Annotated in this window: 20 protein-coding genes; 15 read left to right on the top strand and 5 right to left on the bottom strand. The window is 70.8% G+C overall.

Annotated features, from left to right (window positions below; genetic code table 11):
* Positions 1-22: 22 nt before the first annotated feature.
* The 3 genes from OHT51_RS28160 to OHT51_RS28170 all read left to right on the top strand — a co-directional run bounded on the left by OHT51_RS28160 (position 23) and on the right by OHT51_RS28170 (position 2,220).
* Positions 23-268, top strand: a complete 246-nt coding sequence (locus tag OHT51_RS28160) for a hypothetical protein (protein ID WP_328881702.1) — start codon at positions 23-25, stop codon at positions 266-268.
* A 501-nt stretch (positions 269-769) separates the two neighbouring features.
* A complete protein-coding gene (holA, locus tag OHT51_RS28165; protein WP_328881703.1) occupies positions 770-1,759 on the top strand; it encodes a DNA polymerase III subunit delta in 990 nt (329 codons plus the stop codon).
* A 65-nt stretch (positions 1,760-1,824) separates the two neighbouring features.
* A complete protein-coding gene (locus OHT51_RS28170; RefSeq protein ID WP_328881704.1) occupies positions 1,825-2,220 on the top strand; it encodes a nuclear transport factor 2 family protein in 396 nt (131 codons plus the stop codon).
* Between the two features lie 183 nt (positions 2,221-2,403).
* Here OHT51_RS28170 and rpsT read toward each other — a convergent pair whose 3' ends face one another.
* Positions 2,404-2,670 (bottom strand): 30S ribosomal protein S20, encoded by a 267-nt coding sequence (rpsT, locus tag OHT51_RS28175; protein WP_328881705.1) that lies wholly within the window; start codon positions 2,668-2,670, stop codon positions 2,404-2,406.
* 220 nt (positions 2,671-2,890) lie between these two features.
* Here rpsT and lepA point away from each other — a divergent pair, with 220 nt between their 5' ends.
* Positions 2,891-4,759, top strand: coding sequence for a translation elongation factor 4 (gene lepA, locus OHT51_RS28180; RefSeq protein ID WP_328881706.1), 1,869 nt, complete (start codon positions 2,891-2,893; stop codon positions 4,757-4,759).
* Between the two features lie 241 nt (positions 4,760-5,000).
* The gene (locus tag OHT51_RS28185) at positions 5,001-6,875 is read left to right on the top strand and encodes an AMP-dependent synthetase/ligase (protein ID WP_328881707.1); all 1,875 of its coding nucleotides are present in this window, start codon (positions 5,001-5,003) and stop codon (positions 6,873-6,875) included.
* A gap of 104 nt (positions 6,876-6,979) precedes the next feature.
* On the opposite strand, the gene OHT51_RS28190 is transcribed toward OHT51_RS28185, so the two are convergent.
* Both OHT51_RS28190 and OHT51_RS28195 read right to left on the bottom strand, forming a co-directional pair.
* Entirely contained in the window at positions 6,980-7,546 is a 567-nt protein-coding gene (locus OHT51_RS28190) for a response regulator (protein WP_328881708.1), read from the bottom strand.
* 12 nt (positions 7,547-7,558) lie between these two features.
* Positions 7,559-11,704 carry a HAMP domain-containing protein gene (locus OHT51_RS28195; protein WP_328881709.1) on the bottom strand — a complete coding sequence of 1,382 codons (4,146 nt, stop codon included), beginning with the start codon at positions 11,702-11,704 and terminating at the stop codon, positions 7,559-7,561.
* Between the two features lie 102 nt (positions 11,705-11,806).
* Here OHT51_RS28195 and OHT51_RS28200 point away from each other — a divergent pair, with 102 nt between their 5' ends.
* The 3 genes from OHT51_RS28200 (at position 11,807) to OHT51_RS28210 (ending at position 15,711) form a co-directional block, all read left to right on the top strand.
* Positions 11,807-13,750, top strand: coding sequence for an ATP-binding SpoIIE family protein phosphatase (locus OHT51_RS28200; RefSeq protein ID WP_328881710.1), 1,944 nt, complete (start codon positions 11,807-11,809; stop codon positions 13,748-13,750).
* A 50-nt stretch (positions 13,751-13,800) separates the two neighbouring features.
* The gene (gene hemW, locus OHT51_RS28205) at positions 13,801-15,033 is read left to right on the top strand and encodes a radical SAM family heme chaperone HemW (protein WP_328881711.1); all 1,233 of its coding nucleotides are present in this window, start codon (positions 13,801-13,803) and stop codon (positions 15,031-15,033) included.
* Between the two features lie 99 nt (positions 15,034-15,132).
* Positions 15,133-15,711: a Uma2 family endonuclease gene (locus tag OHT51_RS28210; protein WP_328881712.1), complete on the top strand. Its 579-nt coding sequence runs from the start codon at positions 15,133-15,135 to the stop codon at positions 15,709-15,711.
* On the opposite strand, the gene OHT51_RS28215 is transcribed toward OHT51_RS28210, so the two are convergent.
* Positions 15,689-16,504: a DUF3097 domain-containing protein gene (locus tag OHT51_RS28215; protein WP_328881713.1), complete on the bottom strand. Its 816-nt coding sequence runs from the start codon at positions 16,502-16,504 to the stop codon at positions 15,689-15,691. The genes OHT51_RS28210 and OHT51_RS28215 overlap by 23 nt on opposite strands.
* 42 nt (positions 16,505-16,546) lie before the next feature.
* Positions 16,547-17,284, bottom strand: a complete 738-nt coding sequence (locus OHT51_RS28220) for an MBL fold metallo-hydrolase (protein WP_328881714.1) — start codon at positions 17,282-17,284, stop codon at positions 16,547-16,549.
* A gap of 162 nt (positions 17,285-17,446) precedes the next feature.
* Between OHT51_RS28220 and hrcA the strand changes: the two genes are divergently transcribed.
* The 7 genes from hrcA to OHT51_RS28255 all read left to right on the top strand — a co-directional run bounded on the left by hrcA (position 17,447) and on the right by OHT51_RS28255 (position 25,896).
* Positions 17,447-18,463, top strand: coding sequence for a heat-inducible transcriptional repressor HrcA (gene hrcA / locus OHT51_RS28225; RefSeq protein WP_328881715.1), 1,017 nt, complete (start codon positions 17,447-17,449; stop codon positions 18,461-18,463).
* On the top strand, positions 18,464-19,600 hold the full coding sequence (dnaJ, locus tag OHT51_RS28230) for a molecular chaperone DnaJ (RefSeq protein WP_328881716.1): 1,137 nt from the start codon (positions 18,464-18,466) through the stop codon (positions 19,598-19,600).
* A gap of 79 nt (positions 19,601-19,679) precedes the next feature.
* The gene (locus OHT51_RS28235; protein ID WP_328881717.1) at positions 19,680-20,765 is read left to right on the top strand and encodes a nitronate monooxygenase; all 1,086 of its coding nucleotides are present in this window, start codon (positions 19,680-19,682) and stop codon (positions 20,763-20,765) included.
* A complete protein-coding gene (locus tag OHT51_RS28240) occupies positions 20,762-21,517 on the top strand; it encodes a 16S rRNA (uracil(1498)-N(3))-methyltransferase (RefSeq protein ID WP_328881718.1) in 756 nt (251 codons plus the stop codon). Before OHT51_RS28235 ends, OHT51_RS28240 begins: the two co-directional genes overlap by 4 nt.
* Positions 21,518-21,538: 21 nt before the next feature.
* Positions 21,539-21,931, top strand: a complete 393-nt coding sequence (locus OHT51_RS28245; RefSeq protein ID WP_328881719.1) for a VOC family protein — start codon at positions 21,539-21,541, stop codon at positions 21,929-21,931.
* A gap of 146 nt (positions 21,932-22,077) precedes the next feature.
* Positions 22,078-22,590, top strand: a complete 513-nt coding sequence (locus tag OHT51_RS28250; protein WP_328881720.1) for a hypothetical protein — start codon at positions 22,078-22,080, stop codon at positions 22,588-22,590.
* A 75-nt stretch (positions 22,591-22,665) separates the two neighbouring features.
* The gene (locus OHT51_RS28255; protein WP_328881721.1) at positions 22,666-25,896 is read left to right on the top strand and encodes a S41 family peptidase; all 3,231 of its coding nucleotides are present in this window, start codon (positions 22,666-22,668) and stop codon (positions 25,894-25,896) included.
* The last annotated feature ends 27 nt before the right edge of the window (positions 25,897-25,923 follow it).

Consider the following 25,923-nt stretch of genomic DNA (forward strand, 5'->3'; position numbering starts at 1 on the left):
GGCGGTGCCCGAGAATTGCTCCGTGAGTGATGTGAGACATGTGCTGGTGCTGCCCGACCGTGACGCGGCGGAGGAGGTCGCGGGGGCCCTCGGAGAGCGGTTCGGGATCGACGAGGAGCCGCGGCTGGTGCGGGATGCGCTGGCCGGGGAGGACGATGCCGAGGACGCGCAGTGGCTGGTCGTACTGCGGGACGAGGCGGGGCGGCTCGATCCGGGCGAGCTGGATGAGTTCGTGGGGGAGTGGGACGGGTGGCGGGAGGAGCCGTAGCCGAACCGGAGTGACCGGCCGGACCGGCACCCCACCCCCGGGCGTGACCGCCGCCCTGCCCCCGGGCGACCTGGCACCCCCCCCCGGGCGTGAACGGCCACCCCGCCCTCGGGCGTCACCCGGCACCCCGCCCCCGGGCCTGACGGCCACCCCGCCCTCGGGCGTCACCCGGTACCCCGCCCCCGGGCGTGAACGGCCACCCCGCCCTCGGGCGTCACCCGGTACCCCGCCCCCGGGCGTGAACGGCCACCCCGCCCTCGGGCGTCACCCGGTACCCCGCCCCCGGGCCTGACGGCCACCCCGCCCTCGGGCGTCACCCGGCACCCCGCCCCCGGGCCTGACGGCCACCCCGCCCCCGGGCGTCACCGGCACCCCACCCCCGGGCGTGACCGCCACCCCGCCCCGGGCCTAACCGGCACCCCACCCCCGGCCTGACCACACCCCCGCCCCCCAACCTCCCGTCGGCGCCCACTGTCAGTGGCCCGTGCCATCCTTGTCGCGATGGCCAGGAAATCTGCACATGACGACCTCCTCTCCCCCGTGACCCTCGCCGTGGGCCAGGAGGAGCTGCTGCTCGACCGTGCTGTGCGGGAGGTGGTGGTTGCCGCCAGGGCCGCTGATGCCGATACGGACGTGCGGGATCTGACTTCTGAGCAGTTGCAGCCGGGCACGTTGGCCGAGCTGACCAGTCCGTCGCTGTTCGCGGAGCGCAAGGTCGTGGTCGTGCGCAATGCGCAGGATCTGTCGGCCGACACGATCAAGGACGTGACGGCGTATCTGGGTGCGCCGGCCGAGGAGATCACCCTCGTGCTGCTGCACGCCGGGCAGGCGAAGGGCAAGAAGCTGCTCGACGCCGCGCGCAAGGCGGGGGCGCGGGAGGTGGCGTGCCCGAAGATGACCAAGCCGGCGGACCGGCTGGCGTTCGTGAGGCAGGAGTTCCGGGCGACCGGACGGTCCGCGACGCCGGAGGCCTGTCAGGCGCTCGTCGATGCCATCGGCAGTGATCTGCGGGAGCTGGCGGCCGCGGTGAGTCAGCTCGTCGCCGATGTCGAGGGGACGATCGACGAGGCGGTGGTCGGGCGGTACTACACGGGCCGCGCCGAGGCGTCGAGCTTCACCGTCGCCGACCGGGCGGTCGAGGGGCGGGCCGCGGAGGCCCTGGAGGCACTGCGCTGGTCGCTGGCGACAGGCGTGGCGCCCGTCCTGATCACCAGTGCGCTCGCCCAGGGCGTCAGGGCCATCGGAAAGCTGTCCTCGGCCCGGGGCGGCCGCCCCGCCGACCTGGCGCGGGAGCTCGGCATGCCGCCCTGGAAGATCGACCGCGTGCGCCAGCAGATGCGGGGGTGGACGCCCGACGGAGTCGCGCTGGCGTTGCGCGCGGTCGCCGAGGCGGACGCCGGTGTGAAGGGCGGCGGGGACGACCCGGAGTACGCCTTGGAGAAGGCGGTCGTGACGATCGCGCGGGCCGCTCGGTCCAGAGGGCGTGGCTAGGGCCGGGAGAGGAGAATCGGGCGTATCAGCCTTATGTCGCCGGACTGGGAAAGGTGGCGATCGCGATGGCTGAACACCCGCACGCACAGCTCGTCCGCAAGGGGTACGCGGCTTTTGAACGCGGTGACATGGACACCTTGCGCGAGTTGATGGCATCGGACTGCACGCAGCACGTGCCCGGCAGCCATCCGCTCTCGGGCGATTACAAGGGCATGGACGCGATCATCGAGATGTACGGTCGGCTCGCCGCGGAGACCAACGGCACCATGCGGGCGGAGCTGCGTTCACTGCTTGTCGACGGCCGGGGCCATGTCGTCGCCGTGCACCGCTTCAGCGCCGACCGCAACGGCAAGCACATCGACGAGAACGGCGCCATCATCTTCCGTATCGTCGGAGACAAGGCCACCGATCTCGACGAGTGCGTCGAGGACATCGACAGGGCCAACGACTTCTGGAGCTGACACCGGTACTCACACCGAAGGCCCCGGCCGCCGTCCTGGGGAAGGACGGCGGCCGGGGCCTTCGGTTCAAGCTGCTGAGCCCGTACCCGCGTGGCGAACGCAGGCCGCGTACAGGCTCGGGGGGCCGGACGGGAGCGGATGAGAGAGGGCCCGCTCGATTCCCTCCGGCGATCAAATCAAGTGTCAGCCCTTGAGAGCGCCGACCTTCGAAGCAAGCGCCGACTTCTTGTTGGCGGCCTGGTTCTTGTGGATGACGCCCTTGGAGACGGCCTTGTCGAGCGCCCGCGCGGCCTCGCGCTGGTACTCGGTGGCCTTCTCGGCGTCACCCGCGGCAGCGGCCTCGCGGGCCTTGCGGATCGCGGTCTTCAGGGAGGACTTGACGGCCTTGTTGCGCAGCCGGGCCTTCTCGTTGGTCTTGATCCGCTTGATCTGGGACTTGATGTTCGCCACTGATGAGCCTTTTCAGGTTCTGGTACGGAGCCGCATGGGACCCGTACCGGTGATTTTCTGGAGTGTGTCTCGCGCTGAGAGGGCATGAGACACAGCCACCCAGGCTACCAGTGGCCGGGCCGACGGCCCAAAACGGTCGTCGGTCGCCGCCCATGGGACCATGGAACCTACGTATAGATCCGACCCGAGGCATAAGGCGCCTCAAGAGACAGGACCCTGCGTGCCCGCGACCCCTAACAATGTGCCCGAGCCGAGCCGTACCGACCCGGCACTGATCCGCAACTTCTGCATCATCGCGCACATCGACCACGGCAAGTCCACGCTCGCCGACCGGATGCTCCAGCTGACCGGTGTGGTCGAGCAGCGGCAGATGCGTGCTCAGTACCTCGACCGGATGGACATCGAGCGTGAGCGCGGTATCACGATCAAGTCCCAGGCGGTGCGGCTGCCGTGGGCTCCCAGCCACGATTCCGGCAAGACGCACATCCTCAACATGATCGACACCCCGGGGCACGTCGACTTCACGTACGAGGTCTCGCGGTCGCTGGCCGCCTGTGAGGGCACCGTCCTCCTCGTCGACGCCGCCCAGGGCATCGAGGCCCAGACTCTCGCCAACCTCTACCTGGCGATGGAGAACGACCTCACGATCATCCCCGTGCTGAACAAGATCGACCTGCCGGCCGCGCAGCCCGAGAAGTTCGCGGAGGAGCTCGCCAACCTGGTCGGCTGCGATCCGAGCGACGTGCTCCGGGTGTCCGCCAAGACGGGCCTGGGCGTCGATGCCCTGCTCGACAAGGTCGTCGCCGAGGTTCCTGCCCCGGTCGGCGTCAAGGACGCTCCGGCCCGCGCGATGATCTTCGACTCCGTCTACGACTCGTACCGCGGTGTCGTGACGTACGTCCGTGTCATCGACGGCCAGCTCAACAAGCGCGAGCGGATCCGGATGATGTCCACCGGCGCCACGCACGAGCTGCTGGAGATCGGGACGAACTCGCCGGAGATGCTGGCGGCCGACGGGCTCGGCGTCGGTGAGGTGGGCTATCTCATCACCGGTGTGAAGGACGTCCGCCAGTCCAAGGTCGGTGACACCGTCACCAGCCAGCACAAGGGGGCCACGGAGGCGCTCGGGGGCTACAAGGACCCCAAGCCCATGGTCTTCTCCGGTCTGTATCCGCTGGACGGCTCCGACTACCCGGAGCTGCGCGAGGCCCTCGACAAGCTCCAGCTCAACGACGCCGCGCTCGTCTACGAGCCGGAGACCTCCGCGGCTCTGGGCTTCGGCTTCCGCGTCGGCTTCCTGGGGCTCCTGCACCTCGACGTGATCCGGGAGCGGCTGGAGCGCGAGTTCGGCCTCGACCTGATCGCCACCGCGCCCAACGTGGTCTACCGGGTGGTCATGGAGGACGGCACCGAGCACACCGTCACCAACCCGAGCGAGTTCCCCGAGGGCAAGATCAACGAGGTGTACGAGCCGGTCGTGCGCGCCACGATCCTCGCGCCCACCGAGTTCATCGGCTCGATCATGGAGCTGTGCCAGACCCGGCGCGGCACCCTGCTCGGCATGGACTACCTCTCCGAGGACCGCGTCGAGATCCGCTACACCCTCCCGCTCGCGGAGATCGTCTTCGACTTCTTCGACCAGCTGAAGTCGAAGACGCGCGGTTACGCGTCGCTGGACTACGAGCCCACCGGTGAGCAGACCTCCAGCCTGGTCAAGGTCGACATCCTGCTGCACGGCGACAAGGTCGACGCCTTCTCGGCGATCACGCACAAGGATGCGGCGTACGCGTACGGTGTGCGGCTCGTCGCCAAGCTGCGGGAGCTGATCCCGCGGCAGGCCTTCGAGGTGCCCATCCAGGCCGCCATCGGTTCCCGGGTGATCGCCCGCGAGACCATCCGCGCCATCCGCAAGGACGTCCTCGCCAAGTGCTACGGCGGCGACATCTCCCGTAAGCGCAAGCTGCTGGAGAAGCAGAAGGAAGGCAAGAAGCGGATGAAGATGGTGGGTTCCGTGGAGGTTCCGCAGGAGGCCTTCATCGCCGTACTGAGCAGTGATGACAGCGCGGGTTCGGGCAAGGCCAAGAAGTAACCGCAGGTAGCACCAGGTGACCCGGCAAATCGCCGCATCAGGGGTCCGTCGTACGAAAGCGCGACGGGCCCCTTTGTGCGTGCCGCGTGACCGTCTGGAGGAATCGACAGGCCGCAGGCCCTTACGCAGGGGGCCGTCGGCCTTTACCCTGATCCCTGCTCGATAGTTACTCGCGAGTTAAACAACGCGAGTGGAACCAGCCGCACGTCAGCCGCACAGTCGCGGGTCCCCGGAGGATGTCGTGAGCGACACACAGACACTGATCGAGAACCGTCCGCCGAGCGTGGCGACCCTCTTCCTGGAGCGCGTGACGGCGACGCCGGACGCCGAGGCGTACCGCTATCCCGTGCCGCCAGTTTCGGGGCAGGGCGCGGACGAGTGGAAGTCGCTGAGCTGGGCGCAGGCCGCCGAGCGGGTCTACGCGATCGCGGCCGGGCTCATCGAGCTGGGCGTCCAGCCCGAGCAGCGCGTGGCCCTCGCCTCGTCGACCCGGATCGAGTGGATCCTCGCCGACCTGGGCATCATGTGCGGCGGCGCGGCGACCACCACGGTCTATCCGCAGACCAACGCCGAGGAGTCGGCCTTCATCCTCGCCGACTCCGAGAGCCGCGTGCTCATCGCGGAGGACGCTGCCCAGGTGGCCAAGGCGCAGGAGAAGCGCGCCGAGCTGCCGAACCTCACGCATGTCGTCGTCATCGACGCGGCCGGCGTCGAGACCGGTGACTGGGTGCTCAGCCTCGCCGAGCTGGAGGCCCGCGGCGCGGCCCGGCTGGAGAAGGACCCCGAGCTGATCAAGCAGCGGGTCGGCGCGATCACCAAGGACCAGCTGGCCACCCTGATCTACACCTCCGGCACCACCGGCCGCCCCAAGGGCGTGCGGCTGCCGCACGACAACTGGTCGTACATGGCGAAGGCGATCGCCGCGACCGGGCTGGTCGGCGCGGAGGACGTGCAGTACCTGTGGCTGCCGCTCGCGCACGTCTTCGGCAAGGTCCTCACCTCCGGCCAGATCGAGGTCGGTCACGTCACCGCCGTCGACGGCCGCGTCGACAAGATCATCGAGAACCTGCCGGTCGTGCAGCCGACGTACATGGCGGCCGTGCCCCGCATCTTCGAGAAGGTCTACAACGGGGTCGCCGCCAAGGCCCGCGCGGGCGGCGGCGCCAAGTACAAGATCTTCCAGTGGGCCGCCGAGGTCGCCCGCGAGTACGCCAAGGTCACCCAGGACAACTTCCGGCGCACCGGCACCCACTCCGCGCCCTTCGGGCTCGCCGCGAAGCACAAGGTCGCCGACACCCTCGTGTACGCCAAGATCCGCGAGGCCTTCGGCGGCAACCTGCGGGCGTGCGTGTCCGGCAGTGCCGCCCTCGCCCCGGAGATCGGCTTCTTCTTCGCCGGCGCCGGCATCCACGTCCTGGAGGGCTACGGCCTCACGGAGTCCTCGGCCGCGTCCTTCGTGAACCCGGGGGAGGCCTACCGCACCGGCACGGTCGGCAAGCCGCTGCCCGGTACGGAGGTGCGCATCGCCGACGACGGGGAGATCCTGCTGCGCGGCCCCGGCATCATGGAGGGCTACCACGGGCTGCCGGAGAAGACCGCCGAGGTTCTGGAGAGCGACGGCTGGTTCCACACCGGTGACATCGGGGAGCTGTCCCCGGACGGGTACCTGCGCATCACCGACCGCAAGAAGGACCTGATCAAGACGTCGGGCGGCAAGTACATCTCGCCCGCCGAGGTCGAGGGGCAGTTCAAGGCGGTGTGCCCGTACGTCTCCAACATCCTGGTGCACGGCGCCGACCGGAACTTCTGCACGGCGCTGATCGCGCTGGACGAGGTCGCGATCGTGGCGTGGGCCGAGGAGAACGGGCTCGGCGGGAAGTCGTACGCGGAGATCGTCGCCTCGCCGGCCGCCATCGAGATGGTCGACGGGTATGTGCAGCAGCTCAACGCCGGGCTGCAGAAGTGGCAGACGATCAAGAAGTTCCGGCTGCTGCCGCGGGATCTCGATGTGGAGCACGGGGAGATCACGCCGAGTCTGAAGTTGAAGCGGCCGGTTGTCGAGCGGGAGTACAAGGCTCTGATCGAGGAGATGTACGCGGGTACGCGCGAGGCGTAGGGGACGCTGGGGGCGCGGCGGCTGACGCTTCGTCGTGGCTGGTCGCGCCCACGCGGCAGAGCCGCAGATCGATACAGCCCCGCGCCCCTTCGAGGTGGGGCAGCTCACCCTTTCCCGATGAGCCTACGTATCTCGTGGACCTGTGCTCGTAGTGCCGTCAGGTTCGGGGGTGCGTCGGCGGCGAGCTGGTCCTCCAAAGCCTCCAACTGGGTACTCAGCTCTCGGCTGTGGACGTGCTCGCGGCTCAGCAGGCGTTCCAGTTGCCTGTTCTTGCGGTACAGGTCCAGGAACACCGTCACCTTCGCGCGTAGCACCCAGGGGTCGAACGGCTTGGTCAGGTAGTCGGCGGCACCCGTGGCGTAGCCGCGGAAGGCGTAGCCCGGGTCGTCCTCCGCGCCGGTCAGGAAGATGATCGGGACGTCCTTGGTCTGGTCGAGTCGTTTGATGTTGCTGGCGGTCTCGAAGCCGTCCATGCCCGGCATGCGGACATCGAGCAGCACCAGGGCGAAGCGTTGCCGCAGCAGCGCCTTCATCGCCTCCTCGCCCGAACGCGCGCGGACGAGCGGCTCGTTGAGGGACCCCAGTACGGCCTCCAGCGCGATCAGGTTGTCCTCCATGTCGTCGACCAGGAGGATGCCGGCACGCTCGTCGGTCGTTGCCTCAGCGCTCATGATGAAGTGGCCTCACTCGGTGATGGTCGGCGGAACCTCTTCCCCTTCGGAAGTGCGCGGTTCCGGTACTACGGAGTTGTCCGCGGCCTCGGGGTCCAGGAGGTCGCAGACGACGGTCAGCAGCTGATCCACGTCCACCGGCTTCGGTACGTAGTCGTTGGCGCCCCGCGCGATGGACTTCTCCCGGTCGCCGGGCATGGCCTTCGCGGTGAGCGCGACGATGGGCAGGTCCGCCCAGCGGGGGGTGCGACGGATGGCGGAGATCGTCTCGTATCCGTCCATCTCCGGCATCATGATGTCCATCAGGACGAGTTCGACGTCCGGGGTGCGCTCCAGTGTCTCGATGCCCTCGCGGCCGTTCTCCGCGTACAGGACCGGCATACCGACCCGGCCCAGGACATGGGTGAGCGCGAACACGTTGCGGATGTCGTCGTCCACTATCAACACCCGTCGGCCCGGCAGGACCTGCCCCGCCCGGCCGGTCTGCCATGCCTCCAGTTTGGTCGGCGTCGGCCAGGAGTCGTCCGCGTCGTGGGCGGTCGAGAAGAACGTCTCGGCGGACAGCTGCTCCGGCGCCGGCAGCGAACGGTCCTCGGGCACCGGGCCGGTGGCGGAGTGACCGGGGCTGACGACCGGAACGTACAGCGTGAACGTGGAGCCCTTGCCGGGCTCGCTCTCGGCGACGATACGGCCGCCCAGCAGGCCCGCGATCTCACGGCTGATGGACAGGCCGAGGCCAGTGCCGCCGTACTTGCGGTTGGTCGTGCCGTCGGCCTGCTGGAACGCCTCGAAGATGACCGGGAGTTTCTCCGCCGCGATGCCGATGCCGGTGTCGGACACCGAGAACGCGATCACCTCGTCGCCCTCGCGGACGTAGTGCTGATCGGGGTCCTTCATCCGGTTCACCCGCAGCTCGACCTTGCCCGACGCGGTGAACTTGATGGCGTTGGAGAGGAGGTTGCGCAGGATCTGCTGGAGGCGCTGCTCGTCCGAGTACATCTCGCGCGGTACGTCCTCGCCGACCGCCACCTCGAAGGCGAGCCCCCGGTCCAGGGTGAGCGGGCGGAAGGTGGCGTGCACGTAGTCGAGCAGCTTGATCAGCGGCAGCTTCTTCGGGCGTACGTCCATCCGGCCGGCCTCGATCTTCGACAGGTCCAGGATGTCGTTGATCAGCTGGAGCAGGTCCGAGCCGGAGCGGTGGATCGTCGTCGCGAACTGGACCTCCTGGTCGGAGAGATGGCCGTCCGGGTTGTCGGAGAGCAGTCTCGCCAGGATCAGCAGCGAGTTCAGAGGCGTCCGCAGCTCGTGGGACATGTTCGCCAAAAACTCCGACTTGTACTGCGACGAAGTCGCCAACAGCGCGGCCTTCTCCTCCAGCTCGGCGTTCGAGCGCTGCAGCTCCGCCTGCTGCATCTGCAGTTCGTCCGAGCGTTCCTGGAGCTGCATGGCCAGGCGCTGGGACTCGCCGAGCAGGGACTCCGTACGGGAGTTGGCGATGATCGTGTTGATCGCGACGGCGATGGTGTTCACGAACTGGTCGAAGAACGCCAGGTGCACATCGGAGAAGCGGGAGAACGACGCCAGCTCGATCACGCCCAGCAGCTTGTCCTCGAAGAGGATCGGGATGATGACGACGCTGGTGGGCGCCGCCTCGCCGAGCCCGCTGTTGATCTTGATGTAGTCCGGCGGGGCCTCCTCGACGAGGATCCGCTTCTTCTCGCGGGCAGCCTGCTGGACCAGGCCGTGCACCGGGAGGCCGCCGGTCTCGACGGTCGCGCCCTGCGCCGAGCCGTATCCGGCGATGAAAGCCAGTCCCTTCGTGGGAACCGTGGTGCGCAGCGCGGCGCTCTCCTCGTCCGGGTCGGCCAGGAAGAAGGCGCCGTACTGGGCGTTCACCAGCGGCGTCAGCTCGCGCAGCAGCAGGTCGGCGACCTCCATCAGGTCGCGGTGGCCCTGCATCAGAGCGGCCAGGCGGGCCAGGTTGGACTCCAGCCAGTCCTTGGCGCGGGTCGTCTCGCGCAGGTTGGCCACCATCAGGTTGATGTTGTCCTTCAGCTCGGCGACCTCGCCGCGCGTCTCCACCGTGATCGAGCGGGACATGTCGCCCTGGGCCACCGCGGAGGCGACCTCGGCGATCGCGCGGACCTGGGTGGTCAGGTTCGACGCCAGCTCGTTCACGTTCGTCGTCAGGCGCTTCCAGGTGCCGTACACGCCCTCCACCCGGGCCTGGCCGCCGAGCTGGCCCTCGGAGCCCACCTCGCGGGCCACGCGGGTCACCTCGGAGGAGAAGGAGGAGAGGGTGTCGACCATCGTGTTGATGGCGGTCTTCAGTTCCAGGATCTCGCCGCGCGCGTCCACGTCGATCTTCTTCGAGAGGTCGCCGTTGGCGACGGCGGTGGTGACCTGGGCGATGTTGCGCACCTGTGAGGTGAGGTTGTCGGCCATGTAGTTGACGTTGTCGGTCAGGTCCCGCCACACGCCGGAGACGCCCAGCACCTGCGCGCGGCCGCCGAGCCGGCCGTCGGTGCCGACCTCGCGGGCGACGCGGGTGACCTCGTCGGCGAAGGCCCGCAGCTGCTGCACCATCGTGTTGACGGTGTCCTTGAGTTCGAGGATCTCGCCGCGGGCGTCGACGGTGATCTTCTTGGACAGGTCGCCGTTGGCGACGGCGGTCGTCACCTGGGCGATGTTGCGGACCTGCGAGGTCAGGTTCAGCGCCATGAAGTTGACGTTGTCGGTGAGGTCCTTCCATACGCCGCTGACGCCGCGTACCTGGGCCTGACCGCCGAGGTTTCCTTCGGTGCCGACTTCGCGGGCGACGCGGGTGACCTCGTCGGCGAAGGCGGAGAGCTGGTCCACCATCGTGTTGATGGTGGACTTCAGCTCCAGGATCTCGCCCTTCGCCTCGACCGTGATCTTCTTGCCCAGGTCGCCCTGGGCCACGGCGGTGGAGACCAGGGCGATGTTGCGGACCTGGGAAGTCAGGTTGTCCGCCATGAAGTTGACGTTGTCGGTGAGGTCCTTCCATACGCCGCTGACGCCGCGTACCTGGGCCCGGCCGCCGAGGTTTCCTTCGGTGCCGACCTCGCGGGCGACGCGGGTGACCTCGTCGGCGAAGGCGGAGAGCTGGTCCACCATCGTGTTGATGGTCGACTTGAGTTCGAGGATCTCGCCCTGGGCGTCGACGGTGATCTTCTGGCTCAGGTCGCCGTTGGCGACGGCCGTGGTGACCTGGGCGATGTTGCGGACCTGCGAGGTCAGGTTCGACGCCATGAAGTTGACGTTGTCGGTGAGGTCCTTCCACACGCCGGAGACGCCGCGCACCTGCGCGCGTCCGCCCAGCTGCCCTTCCGTACCCACCTCGCGGGCGACCCTCGTCACCTCGTCGGCGAAGGCGGACAGCTGGTCGACCATCGTGTTGACGGTCAGCTTGAGTTCGAGCAGCTCGCCGGTCGCCTCGACGGTGACCGTGCGGGTCAGGTCGCCGCGGGCCACGGCCGTGGTCACCAGGGCGATGTCGCGCACCTGCGCCGTCAGCCGGGACGCCATCGTGTTGACGGCCTCGGTCACGTCCCGCCAACTGCCGGACAACCCGGTCACCTTGGCCCGGCCGCCGAGCCGGCCCTCGGTGCCGACCTCACGGGCCACGCGGGTGACCTCGCCGGTGAACAGGGAGAGCTGGTCGACCATCTTGTTCACGGCCCGGCCGAGGCGCCGCAGGTCGCCGCGTAACTGGCGGCTCCCGTCGTGCAGATCGACGCGCTGGGTCAGGTCACCGCCGGCCACCGCGTCGAGCACGCGCGTCGCGTTCGCCGCCGGGGCGACCAGGGCGTCGAGCACCTGGTTGACGTCGTTGACGCGGGTCGTCCAGTCGCCCGGGCCCGGGCTCGCCGAGAGCCGCTCGTCGAGCCTGCCGTGCCGGACCAACTCCCGCTTGACCCGCTGCACTTCACGGTTGAAGTGCGTGCTCCGGTCCATGATCTGGTTGAAGACCGCCGTCAGCTCGGCCACCACTCCCTCACCGGTCTCCGGGAGCCTCCGGAAGTCGCCGTCCCTCGCCGCGGTCATCGCGGCGAGCAGCGGGCGCAGTTCCGATGCTCGAATTTGACCGTCTTTCTGTCCGTCTTCGAGCACACGCGTAGCACGGTTCTCACTCATGGCGGCCCACTTCGGTAACTCGGTGCTTATGGGCGTGGCCAGTCTGTCACTCTGTCGGCGTCGACTGAGGCGTATTCGTCCGAACCGTTCGGGGAGCTGTAGATGGGGGCCATTCCGGCGCAACGGGAGACCGTTTCCCGTGCCTCTGATGCGCCTGCGCAGGGGGGCGTGGGCGCCGAAACCCGCACCGTCCTCCCCGGCAGTCCGATCTCCCCGGGTTCCGCCCGCACCCTCGTGCGCAACGCCCTCACGGAATGGGCCGCCTCCGGGCTGCCCGGCACCGAGCACCTCAGCGCCCGCCTCGTCGACGACGCCGTCGTGGCCGTCAGCGAGCTGGTCACCAACGCCGTCGTGCACGCCGGTACCGACCTGGAGCTCACCTGCCGCCTGGAGGACACCGGCGCCCTTCTCGTCGAGGTCCTGGACCACCACCCCTCGCGCGCCCCGCGCGACGGTGAGGTCGAGGCGCCGTACGAGACACCGGAGTACGGCCGCGGCCTGCGGCTGGTGTCCCGGCTCGCCGAGTCCTGGGGTGTCACCTATCGCACCGGCGCCAAGACCGTGTGGGCGCGGCTGCCCGCCGAGGACCCCGTGGCGGCCAAGGACGACATCGAGGCGTACGCCGAGGAGCGCGCGCTGGAGCGCGGGCTGCGCGCGGCCGAGATCCTCGCCCCCGAGCCCCAGCGCGCAGAGCGGGAGCGGGACTGGCTCAACCGCGGTGCCCTGTCCTTCCTCGCCGAGGCCTCCGACCTGCTCGCCGGGCAGCTCGACGAGAACCTGGTAGCCGCGCTCGCCGGCCAGCTGATCGTGCCGCGGCTGGCGGACTGGTGTGCGGTGTGGCTGGAGGACGAGGTCGCCGGGCGCTGGGGATACCCACGATCGGGCGAAGCCGGCGCCGGGGCGGGCTGGGCGGCGGAGGGCGCCGCCGGGACCGGGCCGCGGCTGGCCCGCGTCTGGCATGGCTCCGAGAACCTCATCGAGGAGCTCCGCCAGGCCCTGGAGAAGGAGCCGCCGCTTCCGGCCGACGACCACCGCACCGGCCCGGTCGCCTACCCCTGGCCCGGTGAGGCGCTCGGCGCACGCGGGGTGCGCGGCACGGCGCTCGCGTACCGCCTGATCGCCGGGGGCCGCCCGCTGGGCACACTGGTCATCGGGCGGGCCGACCTCGTGCGCTTCCCCGACGAGGTCACCGGGCTCGTCGAGGACCTCGCCCGCCGGGTGGCCCTCGCCATCGGCGCGGCCCGCCAGTACGCCCGGCAGGCCACCATCAGCAGGGTTCTGCAACGCGGACTGCTGCCCGGCGCCGTCGCGGAGATCCCCGGCGTGGCCAGCGCGCTGGTGTACGAGCCGTGCGACAAGGGCGGCCCGAGCGGCGACTTCTACGACCTCTTCCCGGCCGGCGACGGCCGCTGGTGCTTCGCCATCGGGGACGTCCAGGGCAAGGGCCCCGAGGCGGCCGTGGTGATCGGCATCGCGCGCCCCTGGCTGCGGCTCCTCGCGCGCGAGGGCTACCGGGTCGCCGACGTCCTCGACCGCCTCAACCAGCTCCTCCTCGACGACGCCACGGAAGCCGCCGACGCCGCCGCGCGCGCCCTCGTCGGCCCGGTCCCGGTGGCACCAGGCGACGGCCCGCAGACCCGCTTCCTGTCCCTCCTCTACGGCGAGCTCACCCCCTTCGACGGCGGCATCCGCTGCACCCTCGCCTCCGCCGGACACCCGCTGCCGCTGCTGCTGGGCGCGGGCGGCGAGGTCCACACCGCCGCGCACCCGCAGACCCTCCTCGGGGTCGTCGAGGACGCCACGTACACCAGCGAGACCTTCGAGCTGCGCTCCGGCGACACCCTGCTGTGCGTGACCGACGGGGTGACGGAGCGGCGCAGCGGCACCCGCCAGTTCGACGACGGCGACGGCCTCGCGACCGCGCTCGCGGGGTGCGCGGGGCTGAACGCCGAGCTGATCGCGGAGCGGATCCGCAGGCTCGTGCACGAGTTCAGCGGCCGTCCGCCGGAGGACGATCTGGCGTTGCTGGTGCTCCAGGCCGAGTAGCGGTTGTCTCGGTTCCGGCGGGCATGCGCGCGTGCTGGACAATAGAACCCATGCCTTCCGCACTCCCCGACGGCGAGCCCGTCCCCGACGACGGCTCGCTCCCCGCGTCCGCCCTCGCCGGGTCCGCCGACCGCCCCCTCGGCTTCTACCTGCACGTCCCGTACTGCGCGACCCGCTGCGGTTACTGCGACTTCAACACCTACACGGCGACCGAGCTGCGCGGCACGGGTGGAGTGCTGGCGTCCCGCGACAACTACGCCGAGACCCTCGTCGACGAGATCCGCCTCGCCCGCAAGGTCCTCGGCGACGACCCGCGCGAGGTCCGCACGGTCTTCGTCGGCGGCGGTACGCCCACGCTGCTGGCCGCCGACGATCTCGTACGGATGCTGGGGGCGATCCGCGACGAGTTCGGGCTGGCACCGGACGCGGAGATCACGACGGAGGCGAACCCGGAGTCGGTGGACCCGGCGTATCTGGCCACCCTGCGCGAGGGCGGCTTCAACCGGCTGTCCTTCGGCATGCAGAGCGCGAAGCAGCACGTGCTGAAGGTCCTGGACCGCACCCACACCCCGGGCCGTCCCGAGGCCTGCGTGGCGGAGGCGCGCGCGGCGGGCTTCGAGCACGTCAACCTGGACCTGATCTACGGCACACCGGGCGAGTCGGACGACGACTGGCGGGCCTCGCTGGAGGCGGCGATCGGCGCCGGCCCGGACCATGTGTCCGCCTACGCCCTGATCGTCGAGGAGGGCACTCAGCTGGCCCGCCGCATCCGCCGGGGCGAGGTCCCGATGACGGACGACGACGTCCACGCGGACCGGTATCTGATCGCGGAGTCGGTGCTGTCGGAGGCGGGCTTCGACTGGTACGAGGTCTCCAACTGGGCGACCTCCCAGGCGGGCCGCTGCCTGCACAACGAGCTGTACTGGCGGGGCGCCGACTGGTGGGGCGCGGGCCCGGGCGCCCACTCGCACGTGGGTGGCGTGCGCTGGTGGAACGTGAAGCATCCGGGCGCGTACGCGGCGGCCCTGGCGGCGGGACGGTCACCGGGGGCCGGGCGCGAGCTGCTGTCCGGGGAGGACCGCAGGGTCGAACGGATCCTGCTGGAGCTGCGGCTGCTGGAAGGGGTGCCGCTGGGGCTGCTGCGGCAGGACGGGCTTGCGGCTTCTCGCCGGGCGCTGGCGGAGGGGCTGCTTCAGGAGGGGCCGTACGAGGACGGGCGTGCGGTGCTGACCTTGCGGGGGCGGCTGCTGGCGGACGCGGTGGTCAGGGATTTGGTGGACTGATCACTCGGGCGAGTGGATCACCCCGGAACGCCGGTTCGGTCCCTAACCTAGTTCGTAGGCTGCCGCCGACAGGACGCGGCGGATGTGGAGGCCACGGAGATGACCGCTGTGGACGAGCGTGGGATTGCCAAGTTCTTCGAGGAGTTCGAGCCTCCCGAGGGCATCAAGGCCGAGCTTCTCCGGGGGGAAATCGTGATGATGGCCACTCCCGATCTGGTGCACAACCGGATCGTGGCCGACGTGGTGGACCAGCTCCCGCGTAAGCGCTGGGAACGGCTTCAGGTGACAGACGTGGACATCATCGATGAGACCAGCGAGCCGATTCCGGACTTGGTCGTGTTGGAACGGGGTGTTGCCCCGGACTCAGGCCGTCTGCTGCCGTCCCGGTTGGTCACCATGGTGGTCGAGGTCGTCTCCAAGACCAGCATCCAGCGGGACTACGAGATCAAGCGGTCGATCTACGCCGCCGGTGAGGTACCCGCTTACCTCATTGTGGATCCGATCATGGCGCACTGCGTACTGCTGACCATGCCAGTCGGTAAGGGGGAGAACGCCGACTATCAGAGGCAGCAGATCACCAAGTTCGGGGCGCCGCTGCCGTTGGAGGATCTGGAGCTCGAATTGGATACCAGCGAGTTCGGCATCTACCCCAACGCTAGGCCCCACCGCTACCCGTAACGAAGTCGATCAGCTCCTCCACCCGTCCCAGCAACTCCGGCTCCAGGTCCTTGTAGGACCCCACCCGCTTCAGGATCGCCTGCCACACCGCGCCGGTGTTCTCCGACGGCCACCCCAGCGCCCGGCACACCCCCGTCTTCCAGTCCTGCCCGTGCGGGACGCGTGGCCAGGACTCGATGCCCAGGGCCGACGGCTTCACCGCCTCCCAGATGTCGATGTACGGGTGGCCCACGACCAGGGCGTGTTCGCTGGTCACCGACTCGGCGATGCGCCACTCCTTCGTGCCGGGGACCAGGTGGTCCACCAGGACGCCGAGGCGGGCGTCCGGGCCCGGAGCGAATTCGGTCACGATGGACGGCAGGTCGTCGACGCCCTCCAGGTACTCCACGACCACGCCCTCGATGCGCAGGTCGTCGCCCCAGACCTTCTCGACCAGCTCGGCGTCGTGGCGGCCTTCCACGTAGATACGGCCGGCGCGGGCCACGCGCGCGCGTGCGCCGGGGACGGCGACCGAACCGGACGCCGTACGGCTGGGACGTGCGGGAGCCGAGGACGGCGGGCGTACGAGCGTCACCACCTTGCCCTCCAGCAGGAACCCCCGCGGCTCCAGCGGGAACACCCGGTGCTTGCCGAAGCGGTCCTCCAGCGTCACCGTGCCCGCCTCGCAGCGGATCACCGCCCCGCAGAAACCCGTGCCCGGCTCCTCCACGACCAGGCCCGGGTCCGCCGGTACCTCGGGGGCGGGCCTGGGCTTCTTCCAGGGCGGGGTCAGGTCCGGGGAGTACTGGCGCATTCGGATGACGATAGGAGAAGCCCCGCGGGTACGTCTCGCGGATCAGGGCGACACGCCGAAGCGGGCCGCCAAGGCGTCCCGCTGACGTCGTACGAACTCCGCATCCACCACCGCTCCGTGACCGGGCACGTACAGCGCGTCCTCGCCGCCCAGGTCCAGCAGGCGGTCCAGGGCGGCCGGCCACTGCGACGGTACGGCGTCGGGGCCCGCCTGGGGTTCGCCGGACTCCTCCACCAGATCGCCGCAGAAGACGACCTCCCGGTCGCCCGCGGCCCGGCCCGGCACGAGCACGACCAGATCGTGGGCGGTGTGGGCCGGGCCCACGTTCGCCAGCAGGACCTGCCGGCCGCCCTCCAGGTCGAGGGTCCACTCGCCGCTCACCTGGTGGCGGGGACGGACCAGGGCGTCGATGGCCTCGTCCGCCGCGTCCGGGTCCAGGCCGTTGCCCACGGCGTCCGCGCGCAGTTCCGCACGCGCGTGTGCGGACGCCGTGTCCATGCCCACCGGGCCGTACACCTCCGCCCCGGCGAACGCCGCAGCCCCGAAGACATGATCGAAGTGGGGATGCGTCAGCGCGAGATGAGTCACACGGTGACCCGCGAGCCACTGCGCCTGCGTACGCAACCGCACGCCCTCCCCGAGGCTTGACCCGGCGTCGATCACGAGCGCCGTGTCCCGGCCCACGACCAGCCCCGCGGTGCAGTCCCAGCCCGGAAGCCGGCATCTGCCCACCCCGGCCGCCAGCCGTTCCCACCCGAGCTCTTCCCAAGTCACCGTCATACGGCGACGCTAACCAAGACAGCACCGTCGGGCATGGTGGTGCCGGACCGGCCTTGCCCGGGGCGTACCCCACCGCCGTACACTGGCCGGGGACGGTTGGCACTCACCAGCGCAGAGTGCCAGGCGAGATGTCAAGGGGACGACTTCTGGAGGTGTGCGCGGTTGCTGAGTGAACGCAGGCTTCAGGTGTTGCGCGCCATCGTCCAGGACTATGTCGGGACCGAGGAGCCGGTCGGATCGAAGGCGCTGACCGAGCGGCACAACCTCGGGGTCTCCCCGGCGACCGTCCGCAATGACATGGCCGCTCTGGAGGACGAGGGATTCATCGCCCAGCCGCACACCAGCGCGGGGCGCATCCCGACCGACAAGGGCTACCGGCTGTTCGTCGACAAGCTCGCCGGCGTCAAGCCGATGACCCCGCCGGAGCGGCGCGCCATCCAGAACTTCCTCGACGGCGCCGTCGACCTCGACGACGTCGTGGCGCGCACCGTGCGGCTGCTCGCGCAGCTCACACGGCAGGTCGCCGTCGTGCAGTACCCGTCGCTGACCCGGTCCACCGTCCGGCATGTCGAGCTGCTCTCGCTCGCGCCCGCGCGTGTGATGCTCGTGCTGATCACGGACACCGGTCGGGTCGAGCAGCGGATGATCGACTGTCCCGCGCCCTTCGGTGAGGCCTCGCTCGCGGATCTGCGCGCGCGGCTGAACAGCCGGGTCGCGGGGCGGCGCTTCACCGACGTGCCAAGGCTCGTCGAGGACCTCGCAGAGGCCTTCGACATAGAGGACCGCGGCACCGTCTCGGCCGTGCTCTCCACCCTGCTGGAGACACTCGTCGAGGAGAACGAAGAGCGGCTGATGATCGGCGGCACCGCCAATCTCACCCGCTTCGGACATGACTTCCCCCTCACCATCCGGCCCGTCCTGGAGGCCCTGGAGGAGCATGTCGTGCTCCTCAAGCTCCTTGGCGAGGCAGGGGATTCGGGCATGACCGTACGCATCGGTCACGAGAACGCCTACGAGGGACTCAACTCAACGTCTGTCGTGTCGGTCGGCTACGGTTCGGGCGGTGAGGCAGTAGCCAAGCTCGGCGTGGTCGGACCGACCCGCATGGATTACCCGGGAACGATGGGAGCGGTACGCGCAGTGGCACGGTACGTCGGACAGATCCTGGCGGAGTCGTAAGTGGCCACGGACTACTACGCCGTTCTCGGCGTGCGTCGCGACGCGTCGCAGGAAGAGATCAAGAAGGCCTTCCGGCGGCTCGCGCGCGAGCTGCACCCGGACGTCAACCCGGATCCGAAGACCCAGGAGCGGTTCAAGGAGATCAACGCCGCTTACGAGGTGCTGTCGGACCCGCAGAAGAAGCAGGTCTACGACCTCGGCGGCGACCCGCTGTCCCAGGCGGGCGGCGCGGGCGCGGGCGGCTTCGGCGCGGGTGGCTTCGGCAACTTCTCGGACATCATGGACGCCTTCTTCGGTACGGCGTCCCAGCGCGGCCCGCGCTCGCGCACCCGTCGGGGCCAGGACGCGATGATCCGGCTGGAGATCGAACTCGACGAGGCGGCCTTCGGCACGACGAAGGACATCCAGGTCGACACGGCCGTCGTCTGCAACACCTGCAACGGTGAGGGGGCTGCCCCCGGCACCTCCGCTCAGACGTGTGACATGTGCCGCGGTCGCGGTGAGGTGTCGCAGGTGACGCGGTCCTTCCTGGGCCAGGTCATGACGTCGCGGCCCTGCCCGCAGTGCCAGGGATTCGGCACGGTGGTTCCCACGCCGTGTCCGGAGTGCGCGGGCGACGGACGTGTGCGGTCCCGTCGGACGCTCACGGTCAAGATCCCGGCCGGTGTCGACAACGGCACCCGGATCCAGCTCGCCGGCGAGGGCGAGGTCGGGCCCGGTGGCGGTCCCGCCGGTGACCTGTACGTCGAGATCCACGAGCTGCCGCACTCGACCTTCCAGCGGCGCGGCGACGACCTGCACTGCACGGTGACGATCCCGATGACCGCGGCGTCCCTCGGCACGAAGGTGCCGCTGGAGACGCTGGACGGCCTGGAGGAGGTCGACATCCGGCCCGGCACCCAGTCCGGTCAGTCGATTCCGCTGCACGGACGCGGTGTGACGCATCTGCGGGGCGGCGGTCGCGGCGACCTCATCGTGCACGTCGAGGTCACCACGCCGACCAAGCTGGACCCCGAGCAGGAGCGGCTCCTGCGCGAGCTGGCCAAGCTGCGCGGCGAGGAGCGGCCGACGGGGCAGTTCCAGCCGGGGCAGCAGGGGTTGTTCTCGCGGCTGAAGGACGCGTTCAACGGGCGCTGAGTCCGGTGGGGCAGTCCCCGTACATTGCACGGCACAGGGCCGATTCGGACTTGTTCGGAGGACGTGACAACATGCCGTCATGTCCTCCGCGCTGACCGATCTCTTCCCCCATCCGATCGTGCAGGCCCCCATGGCGGGCGGCGTCTCCGTGCCGCAGCTCGCCGCTGCCGTGTCCGAGGCAGGTGGGCTGGGGTTCCTCGCCGCCGGGTACAAGACCGCCGACGGGATGTACCAGGAGATCAAGCAGCTGCGGGGTCTGACGGGCCGGCCCTTCGGGGTCAACCTGTTCATGCCGCAGCCCGAGTACGCCGACGCCGCGGCCGTGGACGTCTACGCGCATCAGCTCGCCGGTGAGGCCGCCTGGTACGAGACCGAGCTGGGGGACCCGGACAGCGGGCGGGACGACGGGTACGACGCCAAGCTGGCCGTGCTGCTCGACAACCCGGTGCCGGTCGTCTCGTTCCACTTCGGGGTGCCGAAGCCGGATGTGCTGGAGTCCCTGCGCCGCGCCGGCACCTTCACCCTCGTCACCGTGACCGCACCGGACGAGGCCCTCGCCGTACAGCAGGCCGGCGCCGATGCCGTGATCGTGCAGGGAGTGGAGGCCGGCGGGCACCAGGGGACGCATCGGGACAACCCGGAGACGGACCGGTCGGGCATCGGGCTGCTCGCCCTCATCGCACAGGTCCGGGAGACCGTGAGCCTGCCCATCGTCGCCGCCGGCGGCATCATGCGCGGCAGCCAGATCGCCGCCGTCCTCGCGGCCGGGGCCGCTGCCGCCCAGCTCGGCACCGCCTTCCTCGCCACCCAGGAGTCCGGCGCCAACGCCCTGCACAAGCAGGCGCTGACCAACCCCCTGTTCGCACGGACCGAGTTGACGCGCGCGTTCTCCGGCCGGCCCGCCCGCGGCCTGGTCAACCGCTTCATGCGCGAGCACGGGCCGTACGCCCCCGCCGCCTACCCCGAGGTCCACCACCTGACCTCACCCCTGCGCAAGAAGGCCGCCGCGTCCGGTGACGCGCAGGGCATGGCCCTGTGGGCGGGGCAGGGGCACCGCATGGCACGCGACCTGCCCGCCGGGCAGCTGGTGGAGGTGCTGGCCGCCGAGCTGGACGCCGCTGCGACAGCGTTGTCGGCGGCGCGCGAGGGGGGTGCGGCCGGATGACGGCGCCGGTGTTCGTCGTCGAGTCGCTGGAGCGGGGCCACCTCGCCGGCGGCGAGTACGTTCTCGACGGCCCCGAGGGACGGCACGCCGTCTCCGTGAAGCGGCTGCGGGCCGGCGAGGAGGTCGTCCTCACCGACGGGCTCGGGCGCTGGGCCGAGGGCGTCGTCAAGGCGGCCGAGGGCAAGGACCGGCTGGTCGTGGGCGTGGGTGCGGTGGCCGAGGAGCCGGCGCAGCAGCCTCGTATCACCGTCGTCCAGGCCCTCCCCAAGGGCGACCGCGGTGAACTGGCCGTCGAGACCATGACCGAGACCGGCGTCGACGCGATCGTGCCGTGGGCGGCGGCCCGGTGCATCACCCAGTGGAAGGGCGAGCGGGGGGCGAAGGCCCTCGGCAAGTGGCGGGCCACCGCCCGCGAGGCCGGCAAGCAGTCGCGCCGGGTGCGCTTTCCGGAGGTCGCTGAGGCGGCCACGACCAAGCAGGTCGCCGCGCTGCTCGCCGACGCCGACTTCGCCGCCGTACTGCACGAGGAGCGCGACTACGGCAGCGAGCCGCTCGCGACGGCCGAGCTGCCCGCCGAGGGCGAGATCGTGCTCGTCGTCGGCCCCGAGGGCGGCGTGGCCCCCGAGGAACTCGCCCTCTTCGAGGAGGCGGGCGCGAAGGCGTACCGTCTGGGCCGTACCGTCCTGCGCACCTCCACCGCCGGAACCGCGGCGACGGCACTGCTCCTCGGCCGCACCGGCCGCTGGTCCTGACAGCAGGAGGGACGTCCCCCCGTGGAACTCGCCCAAGTACGGCTGCTGGTCGGCGACTTCGCCGCCTGCTACCGCTTCTACGCCGATGTCCTCGGCCTCAAGCCGCAGTCGGGCGCGACGAACGGGCCCTACGAGAAGTTCAGCCCCGCCACCGGTTCGGCGGGCGTCGCCCTCCAGGACCGGGCGATGATGGCCGCGATCGTCGGCGAACTCGGCGACGAGGCCAAGGGCCACCGCTCACTGGTGGTCCTGCGCGTCGACGATCTGGACACCTACTGCGAACAGATCACCGCACGCGGCGCGACCCTCCTGCACGACCCCGCCCCGATGACCGACCGCATGCGCGTCGCCCACCTCAAGGACCCCGAGGGCAACCTGGTCGAGCTTCAGGAGTGGCTGCTCCTGCGCGCCTGAGGATCGACTGCCTCCCGCCGTGAACTGCGCGAGCAGGGAGTGGCCGTATGCGCTCTACCGCGGCGGCCGGGACAGTGGCAGGCTGCGGTCCCATGGGGGCATTCAGGAGGGTCTGGCCTCGCGCGGACCGGCGTGCGGGGCGTCGTATGCGCGGGGCGCGGGTGGCCGGTGTGGCGGGGCTCGCGGTCGTCGCCGTCGGCTCGGTGACCGGCTGTGATCCGGGTGGACTGAGCTCGGCGACCGTGGCGTTCACGACCGATCAGACCGTGACCGAGGAACTGGAGCGGCAGAAGGCCGACGTGCAGTGGCTCAACTGCACGGGCTCGTACGACGGCGGCGGCAACGGCAGTTCGCCGACCGCGAGTGAGAACACCGTCGTCAAGGTCGACTGCGAGGGTGAGACCAAGGACGGCAAGGACATCGTCGTCACCGGCCGGATCACCCGGGCCGTCAGCGGTTCCTGTGTGCGCGGGGACCTGGTCGCCAAGATCGACGGCAAGGAGTGGTTCCACGTGAACGGGCTGGGCAAGTGCGACGCCACGCCCTCGCCCGTCAACCCGTCCGGGGGCGGACAGCAGCCCGGCCCCACGGTCACCGTGACGGTCACCAAGACCGTCTACTGCAAGCAACACCCGAACTGCTGGCCGGAGGGCAAGTGACCGTGTCCCGGCGGGAGTTGGGGCAAGTGATCCAAAGACCTGTCCGCGGACGCCGCGGTTGCCTAGGGTGATCCGGTGACACAGTCCGCGACGCCAGCTTCGACTTCGGCCCCCGCCCCCGCGCCGTCGTATCTGCGGTATCCGCATCTGCACGGCGACCTGGTCGCCTTCACCGCCGAGGACGACGTATGGCTCGCCCCCCTCGACGGCGGCAGGGCCTGGCGGGTCAGCGCCGACAACGTGCCGGTCTCCCTGCCGCGCATCTCGCCCGACGGTACGACCGTCGCCTGGACCTCCACCCGCGACGGCGCCCCCGAGGTGCACATCGCGCCGGTCGACGGCGGCCCCTCCAGGCGCCTCACCCACTGGGGCAGCGCGCAGACCCGGGTGCGCGGCTGGACCCCCGACGGCCAGGTCCTCGCGATCAGCAGCCGGGGCCAGGCGGGCAGCCGCCGCACCTGGGCCCACACGGTCCCGCTCGACGGCGGACCGGCCACCACGCTGCCGTACGGCCCCGTCGCCGACGTCGTCCACGGCCCTCGCCTGCTGCTCGCGTCCGCGCCCATGGGGCTGGAGGCGGCCCGGTGGAAGCGCTACCGGGGCGGCACGGCGGGCAAGTTGTGGATCGAGCGTGACGGCGACGGGGACTTCGTACGGCTGCATGAGGAGCTGGACGGGAACATCGAGTACCCGATGTGGGTGGGGGAGCGGGTCGCCTTCCTGTCCGACCACGAGGGCGTGGGGGCCGTGTACTCGTCCCTCGCCGACGGGTCCGACCTGCGACGGCACACCGCTGTCGACGGCTTCTACGCCCGGCACGCCGCGAGCGACGGCACCCGGGTCGTCCACACCTCCGCCGGTGAACTGTGGCTCCTGGACGACCTCGACGGCGCCGAGCCGCGCCGGCTCGACATCCGGCTCGGCGGGCAGCGCACCGACCGGCAGACGTACCCGTTGAACGCCGCCCGCGCGTTCGGTGAGGCGGCGCCCGACCACACCGCGCGCGGCAGCGCCGTCTCCGTGCGGGGCGCCGTGCACTGGGTCACCCACCGCTCCGGCCCCGCCCGTGCACTCGCCGCCGAACCGGGCGTACGGGCCCGGCTGCCGCGCACCTTCCGCGCGGACGGCGAGGAGTGGGTGGTGTGGGTGACGGACGCGGAGGGCGACGACGCGCTGGAGTTCGCGCCCGCGACCGGGCTCGCGCCGGGAGCCACCCCGCGCAGGCTCGGCGCCGGGCAGCTGGGCCGCGTACTGGAACTCGCCATGGCGCCCGACGGGAGCCGGGCCGCGGTCGCCGCGCACGACGGCCGCGTGCTGTTCGTCGAGCGGGAGACCGGCGAGGTGCGCGAGGTGGACCGCAGCGCGGACGGGGACGTCTCGGGGCTGGTCTTCTCACCCGACTCCGCCTGGCTCGCCTGGTCGCACCCCGGCCCGCGCCCGCTGTCCCAGCTCAAGCTCGCCAACACCACGGACCTGTCGGTGTCCGAGGCGACCCCGCTGCGCTTCCAGGACTACGCACCGGCGTTCACGCAGGACGGCAAGCACCTGGTGTTCCTGTCGACCCGCGCCTTCGACCCGGTCTACGACGAGCACGTCTTCGACCTCGCCTTCGTGGTCGGCTCCCGCCCGCACCTGATCACCCTCGCCGCGACCACCCCGTCCCCCTTCGGCCCGCAGCGGCACGGCCGCCCCTTCGACGCGCCCGACAAGGACGAGACGCCCGACAGCGAGGGCACCCCGGCCACGCGCATCGACCTCGAAGGCCTCGCCGACCGGATCGTGCCGTTCCCGGTCGAGGCGGCCCGCTACAGCACGCTGCGGACCGCCAAGGACGGCGTGCTGTGGCTGCGGCACCCCGTGCGCGGCGCCCTCGGTGCCTCCCGGGCCACGCCCGACGACCCCGAGCCCAAGACCGAGCTGGAGCGCTACGACCTCGCCCAGCGGCGCGTGGAGCATCTCGCCGACGACGCCGACGACTTCGAGGTCAGCGGCGACGGCAAGCGGGTGCTGCTGTGGACGAGCGACCGCTTGAAGGTCGTACCGAGCGACCGGCGGGCCTCCGGCGACGACGACGGCGACACGAACATCACCGTCGACCTGACCCGCGTACGGCAGACGGTCGACCCGTCGGCCGAGTGGCGGCAGATGTTCGAGGAGACCGGCCGCATCATGCGGGACCACTTCTGGCGGCCGGACATGAGCGGGGTGGACTGGTCCGGGGTGCTGGACCGCTACCGTCCGCTGCTCGACCGGGTGGCCACCCACGACGACCTGATGGACCTGCTGTGGGAGGTGCAGGGCGAGCTCGGCACCTCGCACGCCTACGTCGCCCCGCGCGGCGGGTACGGCAGCGGGGCCCGGCAGGGCCTGCTCGGCGCCGACATCTCCCGCCACGCCGACGGGAGTTGGCGGATCGACCGGATCCTGCCCTCGGAGACCTCCGACCCCGACGCGCGGGCCCCACTGGCCGCGCCCGGGGTCGCCGTGCGCGCCGGGGACGCGATCGTGGCGGTGGCCGGCGCGCCGGTGGACCCGGTGACCGGGCCCGGCCCGCTGCTCGTCGGCACGGCGGGCAAGGCGGTGGAGCTGACGATCTCGCCGGCCGGCGGCGGAGACGTACGGCATGCGGTCGTGGTCCCGATCGCCGACGAGCAGCCCCTGCGGTACCACGCCTGGGTGGCGGACCGGCGGGCGTACGTCCACGAGAAGTCCGGCGGCCGGCTCGGCTACCTCCATGTGCCGGACATGCAGGCGCCCGGGTGGGCCCAGATCCACCGTGACCTGCGCGTCGAGGTGGCACGCGAAGGGCTCGTCGTGGACGTCCGGGAGAACGGCGGCGGGCACACCTCGCAGCTCGTCGTCGAGAAGCTGGCCCGGCGGATCGTGGGCTGGGAACTGCCGCGCGGGATGCGGCCGTACAGCTATCCCGCGGACGCCCCGCGCGGACCCGTCGTGGCGGTGGCGAACGAGTTCTCCGGGTCCGACGGGGACATCGTCAACGCGGCCATCAAGGCGCTGGGGCTCGGCCCGGTGGTGGGCACGCGGACGTGGGGCGGTGTCATCGGTATCGACAGCCGCTACCGCCTGGTCGACGGCACGCTCATCACCCAGCCGAAGTACGCCATCTGGCTTGAGGGCTACGGCTGGGACGTGGAGAACCACGGCGTCGACCCGGACGTGGAGGTGCTCCAGCGCCCGCAGGACTGGGCGGCGGGGCGGGACGCCCAGCTGGACGAGGCGATCCGGATCGCGCTGGCGGGGCTGGAGGAACGGCCGGCGAAGACACCGCCGAGTCTGCCGACCTGAGGCGGGCGGGGTGCCGGCGGGCCGTGG

This window comes from Streptomyces sp. NBC_00299 (assembly GCF_036173045.1).
GTDB classification, from domain to species: Bacteria; Actinomycetota; Actinomycetes; order Streptomycetales; family Streptomycetaceae; genus Streptomyces; species Streptomyces machairae.